General features: G+C 41.5%; 5 protein-coding genes. 4 read left to right on the forward strand and 1 reads right to left on the reverse strand.

What is annotated here, in order from left to right; translation table 11 throughout:
• The 3 genes from ACT8YW_RS07315 (at nucleotide 1) to ACT8YW_RS07325 (ending at nucleotide 7,888) form a co-directional block, all read left to right on the forward strand.
• Entirely contained in the window at nucleotides 1-3,084 is a 3,084-nt protein-coding gene (locus ACT8YW_RS07315; protein ID WP_444104505.1) for an efflux RND transporter permease subunit, read from the forward strand.
• An 81-nt stretch (nucleotides 3,085-3,165) separates the two neighbouring features.
• Entirely contained in the window at nucleotides 3,166-4,626 is a 1,461-nt protein-coding gene (locus ACT8YW_RS07320) for a TolC family protein (RefSeq protein ID WP_444104511.1), read from the forward strand.
• Nucleotides 4,627-4,642: 16 nt separating this feature from the next.
• Nucleotides 4,643-7,888 (forward strand): efflux RND transporter permease subunit, encoded by a 3,246-nt coding sequence (locus tag ACT8YW_RS07325; protein WP_444104506.1) that lies wholly within the window; start codon nucleotides 4,643-4,645, stop codon nucleotides 7,886-7,888.
• Between the two features lie 50 nt (nucleotides 7,889-7,938).
• On the opposite strand, the gene ACT8YW_RS07330 is transcribed toward ACT8YW_RS07325, so the two are convergent.
• Nucleotides 7,939-8,496 carry an NAD(P)H-dependent oxidoreductase gene (locus ACT8YW_RS07330; protein ID WP_444104507.1) on the reverse strand — a complete coding sequence of 186 codons (558 nt, stop codon included), beginning with the start codon at nucleotides 8,494-8,496 and terminating at the stop codon, nucleotides 7,939-7,941.
• 176 nt (nucleotides 8,497-8,672) lie between these two features.
• On the opposite strand from ACT8YW_RS07330, the gene nspC reads away from it, so the two are divergent.
• Nucleotides 8,673-9,812 (forward strand): carboxynorspermidine decarboxylase, encoded by a 1,140-nt coding sequence (gene nspC / locus ACT8YW_RS07335; protein WP_444104508.1) that lies wholly within the window; start codon nucleotides 8,673-8,675, stop codon nucleotides 9,810-9,812.
• Nucleotides 9,813-9,981 lie beyond the last annotated feature (169 nt).

Below are 9,981 nucleotides of genomic sequence, written 5' to 3' on the forward strand. Positions count from 1 at the left end.
ATGATAAAATTTTTAATCCAGCGTCCTATTGCCGTATTGATGGCTTTTACTGCCTGTTTCATAATCGGGTTGGTGACATATAATACTTTGCCTATATCATTGCTTCCGGATATTGCCATTCCGGAGATAACAATACAGGTGTCTGCCGGCAATACCTCTGCCCGTGAACTGGAAAACACGATTGTGAAACCTTTACGGGGACAACTGATTCAGGTGTCTACATTGAAAGATATTCATAGTGAATCAAGAGACGGAGCAGGTATGATCCGCCTGTCTTTTGATTTCGGTACTAATACGGATCTTGCCTTTATTGAGGTCAATGAAAAAATAGACGCTGCAATGAACTATCTTCCCAAGGATACTGAACGCCCGAAAGTTATTAAGGCAAGCGCAACGGATATACCCGTGTTTTACCTGAATCTGACCTTAAAGAATGATAGTGCTTATGGTACGGTAGGACAGCAATCTTTTCTTGATTTGTGTGAATTTGCCGAATCGGTGATTAAGCGCAGGATAGAACAGCTTGAAGAAGTGGCTATGGTAGACGTGACCGGATTAGTGGAGCGTCAGGTACAGATTGTACCTGATGAGGATAAACTGGCTATGATGGGACTTTCCATTGAGGATATTGAATCGGCTTTGACTGCCAATAACGTGGAGCCGGGCAGTATGACAGTACGTGACGGATACTATGAATATAATATAAAATTCTCCACTCTGTTGCGTACCGCGGAAGATGTGGAAAATATATACCTGCGTAAGAGGGACCGCATTGTCCAACTAAAGGACTTCTGCAAAGTTACTATCGTGCCCGTAAAAGAAAAAGGTGTATCTGTATCGAACGGGAAAAGGGCGGTGACACTGGCTGTTATCAAGCAGGCGGACGAGAATATGGATAAGATGAAACAGTCTTTGGTGAGGACGATGGAGCATTTTAGGCGGGTATATCCTGAAATCGATTTTAGTATCAGCCGCAACCAGACAGAATTGTTGGATTACACTATCTCAAATCTGCAACAGAATCTAACTTTAGGTTTTCTTTTTATCTGTCTGGTAGCTGTCCTGTTTTTGGGAGATGTGAAATCTCCGTTGGTGATCGGACTTAGTATGGTAGTCTCTATCGTGATTAGTTTTGTTTTCTTCTATCTGTGTAATATGTCCTTGAATATCATTTCGCTTGCCGGATTAATTCTGGCATTGGGTATGATGATTGACAGTTCGATTATTGTGACAGAAAATATATCCCAATACCGGGAACGGGGCTATTCATTGCGTCGTGCCTGTATAACAGGAACTAGTGAAGTGGTGACTCCTATGTTAAGTTCTTCCCTGACTACCATTGCCGTGTTTGCTCCTTTAATTTTTATGAGTGGCATTGCCGGAGCTATCTTCTATGATCAGGCTTTTTCGGTTACAGTGGGCTTGATGGTTTCGTATTTTACCGGTATTATGCTTCTTCCGGTGCTTTATCTGCTGGTCTATCGGACAGGTATTCATACCCGGAAATGGAAATGGCTTTCTTTTAAATTCAATAACCCGATAAAGGATCACACATTGGATCGTTTTTATGATGCCGGGGTAGATTGGGTGTTTCGTCACAAAACGTTTAGTGTATTGTTTTGTGTTGTCTCCATCCCGCTTTGTGTATTCTTCTTTTTCTTTATCGACAAGCAACGGATGCCTGATATAGAAGAGAATGAATTGATTGCCCGGATCGAGTGGAATGAGAATATTCATGTGGATGAAAACAGGAGGCGTGTGGATGAGCTTTTTAAGGATTTAAAAGAACAGGTATTGGAGCACACGGCATCTGTTGGCAGACAGGATTTTCTTCTGAATCGTGAAAGGGAACTTTCTGCTTCCGAAGCAGAACTCTATTTCCGAACGGAAACATCAGAAACAATCATTCCTTTGCAGCAGGAGATATACCATAAACTGAAAGAACGTTATCCACTTTCCGTTATTTCTTTCTCTCCACCGGAAACTGTATTTGAGAAACTCTTTGTCACGGGAGAACCGGATATCATAGCCGAATTTTACACCCGTAATAAGGCAAAAGCACCGGAAGCGGAAACGATCCGGAATGTGGAGCTGGAGTTAGCCCGTAGGACGGGAATTGCTCCTACAGGCATTGCCTTTGAGAACCAACTGAACCTAAGTATCAATAAGGAGAAACTATTGCTTTACCGCGTTGCTTACAATGAACTTTATAGAGTTTTGAAAACTGCTTTCCGGGAAAATAGTGTGACTATGTTGCATTCTTACCAGCAATATCTTCCGATCAACGTTGCGGGTAGTGAAAAGACGGTGAATGAAATATTGCAGGAAACACTGATACAGACTGAACCGGACAATAGGGGAAACAGAGAGTACATTCCACTCCGGAAACTGGTGACGGTTACTCCTGCCGAGGACTTGAAGAGTATTACTGCCGGACGTAACGGGGAATATGTTCCTTTTGATTTTTATGGCGTACAGGACGGAAACAAACTGATAAAGGAGGTGAAACAAATAGCGGAAGATATGAAAGACTGGGATACAGGATTCTCCGGCAGTTTCTTTTCTAACAGTGAGATGTTGGATGAATTGGTGATCATCTTATTTATTTCACTGTTACTGATGTATTTTATTCTTGCCGCACAGTTTGAAAGCTTTTTGCAGCCTTTGCTTGTTTTGGCAGAGATACCGATTGACCTCGCATTTGCACTGCTTTTACTCTGGATTTGCGGACATACGCTGAATTTGATGTCTGCTATCGGGTTGATTGTTACCTGCGGTATTGTAATCAATGACTCTATTCTGAAGCTGGATGCTATCAATGAATTGCGTAAAGCGGGTGTTCCGTTATTAGAAGCGATACATGAAGCTGGCCGCAGGCGTTTGCGACCGATTATCATGACTTCGCTGACTACCATCTTCGCAATGGTGCCACTGCTTTTTTCTTCGGATATGGGTTCGGAGTTACAAAAACCGTTGTCTATTGCTATGATAGGGACAATGTCGATTGGTACGGCGGTGAGCTTATTTATCATACCGTTACTTTACTGGTTTATTTATCATAACAAGAAAATAAGTAACAGCTAGAAAGTAATAACTAATAGTTCTAAAATGAAAGTTATGAATAGATTAAAGAAAAGAATTCCTGTCTTCCTCTGTGTTTTCTGTATGTTTGGTGGTGAATCTTCACTTTGGGCACAGAAACACCTGGTATTGGATTTGAATAGGACAATTTCTCTTGCTAACGACAGTTCGCTGGAATCATTCCGTACACAGAATATGTATTTATCCGGTTATTGGGAGTATAGGACTTTTCGGGCAAATCGGTTACCTAGTCTGACACTGGATGTTACTCCGGCACAATATAACCGGGATATAACGAAACGATACGATTCGGGACAGGATTTGGATGTATACCGTACGCAACAGTCTTACTATGCTTATGGAGGATTGAGTGTAAAACAGAACTTTGATTTAACCGGAGGTACTTTTTATCTGGAATCGAATCTTGCCTATATGCGTAACTTCGGAAGTAACAGTGCTACGCAGCTTACGAGTGTTCCCATACGAATCGGATATTCGCAAAGTCTGGTAGGATATAACTCCTTCAAATGGGAACGGAAGATAGAGCCGTTGAAGTATGAGCGTGTGAAAAAGGAATTTCTCTATAATGTGGAAAAGGTGTCGGAAACGGCTACGGATTATTTTTTCTCTTTGGCTATGGCGCAGGCAGAATATAATTTGGCTAAAGAAAACTTGGCTTCTACGGACACATTGTATCGTATCGGGCAACAGCGCCACCGAATTGCAGCTATCTCACAGGCTGATTTGTTGACATTGAAACTGGATCGCGTGAATGCACAGAATACATTGCAGAATAAAGCAAGTGACCTGAAACGGGCTATGTTTTCACTGGCTTCTTTTCTCAACCTGGATAAGAATACGCAAATCAAACTGGAACTTCCTTCCCGCCCGGAGATGGTGGATATTCCGGTAGATGAGGCTTTGAGGTGGGGCAGGAATAATAACCCGCAATTGTTGGAACTGAAACAGAATGTACTTGAAGCGGAACGGAATGTGGATAAGACGAAGAAAGAATCTCGCTTTAACGCAAGTGTGAATGCCAGTATCGGTTTTAATCAGGTAGCGGATAACTTTGGAGATGTGTATCATAAACCGATGCAGCAGGATTTGGTGGCAGTCAGTGTTTCTATTCCGTTATTGGACTGGGGTGTTCGTAAGGGTAAGTATAATATGGCAAGAAATAATCTGAATGTAGTGAAGATCTCGGCACGTCAGGATGAGATTAGCATCGAGGAGGAAGTGATTATGACGGTAAGTGATTTTAATATCCAGCAGCAATTGATAGCCAGTGCGGAAGAAGCGTTGGATCTGTCTATACTTGCTTATAATGAGACTAAACAGCGCTTCATTATCGGCAAGGCGGATATTAATAGCCTGACTCTTTCTCTCAACAGGCAACAACAGGCACAACGTAATTTTATCTCTGCCTTGCAGAACTACTGGCTGAATTATTATAAGATACGCCGGCTTACTTTATTTGATTTTGCTGCGAAACTTTCACTTTCGGACAGGTTTGATTTTAATGGAGGCAAACTAATTAAATGAAGAATGAAAAAGGATAATGCTAAATATGGATTCTGAAATAGTAAAATCTCCTAAGGCTTCTGCTTTCACATTGATTGTGGCTTTTGTCTGTGTGGCATTAGTTGGGCTGGCACTCATTCCATTGCTGCCTGTCAAACTGAATCCGTCGCGGACCTTACCTGGTTTCACGGTGAGATTCAGTATGCCCGGTACTTCAGCACGTGTAGTGGAAATGACGGCTACCAGTAAATTGGAGGCAATGCTTGCCCGTGTGAAGGGAATTCGAGGGATTTCTTCCACTTCAGGAAACGGATGGGGAAGTGTCAGTGTAAATTTGGATAAACATGTGGATGCAGCGGTTGCCCGCTTTGAAGCTTCTACCATTATTCGTCAGACGTGGCCGGAATTACCGGATGGGGTGAGCTATCCGTATATTCAGATGCACAGTCCGGAGCAAAGTAATCAGGGGCCTTTTATGGCATTTACGATCAATGCACCCGCTACTCCTTTCTTAATTCAGCAGTATGCGGAGGAACATATAAAAACACGTCTTGCACAGATTCCGGGAATCTATAAAATCAATCTTAGCGGAGCTACTCCGATGGAATGGCGATTGGAGTATGATTCAGAACAATTGCGTGCGCTTGGAATAAGTACGGATGATATTCGCCAAGCTGTCCGGTTGCATTATCAAAAAGAATTTTTGGGTACTTATGATGTGGAACAGGGTGCTTCGGGCAGACAGTGGATACGTTTGGCATTGGTTCCTGAATGTGAGGTCAGAGAGTTTAATGCGGAGCGGATAAAGGTAAAAATGAAAGATGGTAAAATCATAGGTCTGAATGAACTGGTGAAGGTTTCCCGTATGGAGGAGCAGCCACAAAACTATTATCGGATTAATGGGCTGAATTCAATTTATCTGTCGATTGTTGCAGAGGAAACAGCAAATCAATTGGCATTGAGTGAAAAGGTAAAAGCATTTATGAATGATAATCGGCTATTACTTCCGGCAGGATATGAGATTCACACCAGTTACGACGCAACGGAATTTATTCAGGAAGAACTGGGGAAAATTTATTTGCGTACGGGAATGACTGTAGCGATTTTGCTCCTGTTTGTATTGTTGATAACCTTTAGCCCCAAATATCTTTTTTTGATTGTAATCAGTCTGGCTGTTAATATGGCAATAGCTGTCATTCTTTATTATGCGTTCGGATTGGAAATGCAATTGTATTCTTTGGCGGGTATTACGGTTTCATTAAACTTGGTGATAGATAATACAATTGTCATGAGTGATCATTATTTGCGGCGTAGAGACCGGAAAGCATTTATGTCTATTCTTGCAGCCACGTTAACCACGATGGGAGCTTTGGTTATCATCTTTTTTCTGGATGAGAAGATACGTCTTAATTTGCAGGATTTTGCTGCGGTAGTGATTATAAATCTAGGAGTATCACTGCTGGTTGCTTTATTTTTTGTTCCTTCTCTAATTGATAAAATAGGATTGAAACGAAGAAAGAAATCTTCTCTTTCAATAGTTAAATGGAAGATTGGGGAGGTCCGTTTCTTTGTGTGGATACGTTCAAGAATGCGTCGGCTTCCGGTTTATTTCAGTCGTTGTTACAGGTGGCTGATACAAATACTTTGTCGTTGGAGGGTGGCGGTATGTATTTTGTTATTGTTGGCATTCGGACTACCGGTATTTCTATTGCCGGAAAAGATGAAAGGTGATGATAGATGGGCGAAAACTTATAATCAAACGTTGGGTACCACCACTTATAAGGAAAAGGTGAAACCAATAGTGGATAAAGCGTTGGGAGGTACTCTAAGGTTATTTGTGCAAAAGGTATATGAAGGGAGTTACTTTTCACGTAATGAAGAGGTAGTGCTTCACGCCAATGCTAATTTGCCGAATGGAAGTACACTTGAGCAGATGAATACACTGATTAAGAGGATGGAAACTTATTTGAGCGAATTTAAAGAGATTAAACAGTTCCAGACATCTGTAGAAAGTGCCCGAAGAGCATCTATCCATATCTATTTTACGAAAGAACACCAAAAAAGCGGTTTTCCTTATACGTTGAAAGCGAATATGATTAGTAAGGCACTTCAACTGGGAGGTGGAAATTGGAGTATATATGGCCTGCAGGATCAGGGGTTCAGTAATGATGTACGTGAGAATGCGGGGTCTTTCCGGGTAAAAATGTATGGATATAATTATGATGAACTGTATGATTGGATAGAGAAATTAAAAGCAAAATTATTGTCTCACCGCCGGATTCGGGAAGTGACGATCAGCTCTGATTTCTCTTGGTGGAAAGATGATTATATGGAATTCTACTTTAATTTGAATAAACAGCGGATGGCAGAGGAGGGGATTGGAGCCGGAAGGTTATTTTCAGCTATTCACCCGATATATGGGCGGAATATGGAAATAGGTTCGGTGATGGCGGAAGAGGGTACGGAAAAGATTAAACTTTCTTCACGTCAGTCGGAAGATAGGGATGTGTGGGCGATGCAATTTTATCCTTTTCAAATAGGAGAGAGGGAATATAAACTTTCAGAATTGGCTACTGTGGAAAAAGGACAAATGCCACAGGAAGTGGCCAAGGAGAATCAACAGTACCGATTGTGTTTGCAATATGAGTACATCGGTTCTTCGGAACAGGGAAATAAACTATTGAAAAAAGATTTGGAAGAGTTTAACGAGATTCTACCAATGGGATATACAGCTAAATCGGAGGATAATAACTGGTCTTGGGGAGGAAAGGACAATAAGCAATATCGTCTGCTTTTGATTGTGATTGCTATTATTTTCTTTATTACGAGTATCCTGTTCAATTCTTTGAAACAGCCATTGGCCATTCTCTTTGTGATTCCGATATCTTATATCGGTGTGTTTCTGACATTCTATTGGTTCAAACTGAATTTTGACCAGGGAGGATTTGCTTCTTTTGTTTTGCTTTGTGGTATTACAGTCAATGCAAGCATTTATATCTTGAATGAATATAACTTCGTTCGTAAACGTTTTCCGCGTCTTTCACCGCTTCGGGCTTATGTGAAAGCTTGGAACACTAAAGTGATTCCTATTTTCCTAACAGTGATTTCTACTATTCTGGGATTCGTTCCTTTTATGGTAGGTATGGAGAAAGAAGGCTTTTGGTTTCCATTGGCGGCAGGTACCATCGGAGGATTAATAATATCTGTAATCGGGGTGTTTGTTTTCCTGCCGATATTGGTTTTGAAGAAGAAGTGTTTGGTGAAACCTAAAGCTATGCTTTAGCATCTGTAAAGCGTAGCTTTAGATAGGATAAAGCTACGCTTTTTACAGTCTTACCAATTGTTCCCTGCATTACTGCTACTGATAAGCATTTCCACACGTTGTTTATACAAATTTGCTCCTTCAGCGATATTCTTGCCGGCGTCTGCTGTTCCCATTCCGTAAACAACAATAGGGGTTTGCCATGACATTCCCGAATGAATGGCACTTACCTGATAAGGACGCAATAATTCGTCCGTAGTGAAACGGTTTCTGCCGCCACTGCGATAAGCTTCGTATTCAGATCCTGTGGTCGTTACTACTGTCAGCGGTTTGCCGGCGACAGCCGGAGTCTTGGATAGGAAAGTAAAGACTTCATCCTGCCATTTCTTTAGTAATGACGGTGCAGACATCCAATAGAAAGGAAACTGATAGACCACAGCAGAGGCATCAGAGATGATTTTACTCCATTCGTCTACATTGAAAGCGATGTCAGGCGATAATTCGTAAAGGTTGAATACGGCTACTCCTTCAATGTCACCAACGGCATCAATTAATGCTTTGTTTGCTTGAGATCCTTTCATGTTTGGATGTGCCAGCAGGATCACTACTTTTCTTAAATCTTTATTCATATTCAATCAGGTATTTTAGGATGATATAACTACTTATAGATTATAAAGGTGTAAAAATAAGAAAAAGTTCGCGAAAACCAATATCTTAATTAAAAATAAAACAATCCCTCTTTGCTTTTGAATTTGTATTTTTGCATCCACGTTCGTAAGGCGTTATTTTAGATAATAATTTATATATGATAGATTTTAATCAGTTCCCTTCTCCTTGTTACATCATGGAAGAAGAGCTTTTAAGAAAGAACCTGTGTTTGATAAAAAGCGTAGCCGACAGGGCGGGAGTGGAGATCATTCTAGCTTTCAAGTCATTTGCCATGTGGCGCTCTTTCCCCATATTCCGTGAATATATAGATCATTCTACGGCAAGTTCGGTGTATGAAGCCCGTTTGGCATTGGAAGAGTTCGGCAGCAAGGCGCATACATATTCTCCTGCTTATACGGAACAGGATTTCCCGGAAATCATGCGTTGCAGCAGTCATATCACATTCAACTCAATGCAGCAGTTTGAACGCTTCTATCCGATGGTGGTTGCAGAAGGAAGTGGCATCTCTTGTGGTATCCGCATAAATCCTGAATATTCGGAAGTGGAAACCGAACTTTATAATCCATGTGCACCCGGCACACGTTTTGGGATAACAGCCGATTTGTTGCCCGAAGCATTACCGCAAGGTATTGAAGGCTTTCATTGTCATTGTCACTGTGAATCTTCTTCTTATGAGCTGGAACGTACATTGGAACATCTTGAAGCTAAATTTGCCCATTGGTTTCCACAGATTAAGTGGTTGAATCTGGGTGGTGGACACCTGATGACTCGTAAGGATTATGATACCGAACATTTGATAAGACTATTGCAAGGATTAAAAGCACGCTATCCTCATTTGCGCATTATCCTGGAGCCCGGTTCGGCCTTTACCTGGCAGACGGGAGTGCTGACTTCCGAAGTGGTGGATATTGTGGAAAGTCGTGGTATCAAGACGGCTATTTTGAATGTCAGTTTCACTTGTCACATGCCCGATTGTCTGGAGATGCCCTATCAGCCTGCCGTGCGTGGTGCGGAAATGGGAAACGAAGGAAAATATATTTATCGTCTCGGAGGCAATTCCTGTTTGAGCGGTGACTATATGGGATTGTGGAGTTTCGATCATCCTTTGCAGATCGGAGAACGTATTGTGTTCGAAGATATGATTCATTATACGATGGTCAAGACAAATATGTTTAACGGAATTCATCATCCTGCCATTGCTTTATGGACCAAAGAGGGGAAAGCCGAAATATACAAGCAATTTTCTTATGAAGATTATCGTGACCGAATGAGTTGATAATCAAAATGATTGTTTTGCGGTCGATGCAAAGTGAACAGATTTCTGTGAAAAAAGTATGCAGAATGTTTGCAGGTTTACGGAAAATCCCTACCTTTGCAACCGCAAACGAAAAAATGCGGAAATAGCTCAGTTGGTAGAGCATAACCTTGCCAAGGTTAGGGTCGCG

The sequence above is a fragment of the Bacteroides sp. genome (assembly GCF_052357945.1).
Lineage (GTDB): Bacteria > Bacteroidota > Bacteroidia > Bacteroidales > Bacteroidaceae > Bacteroides.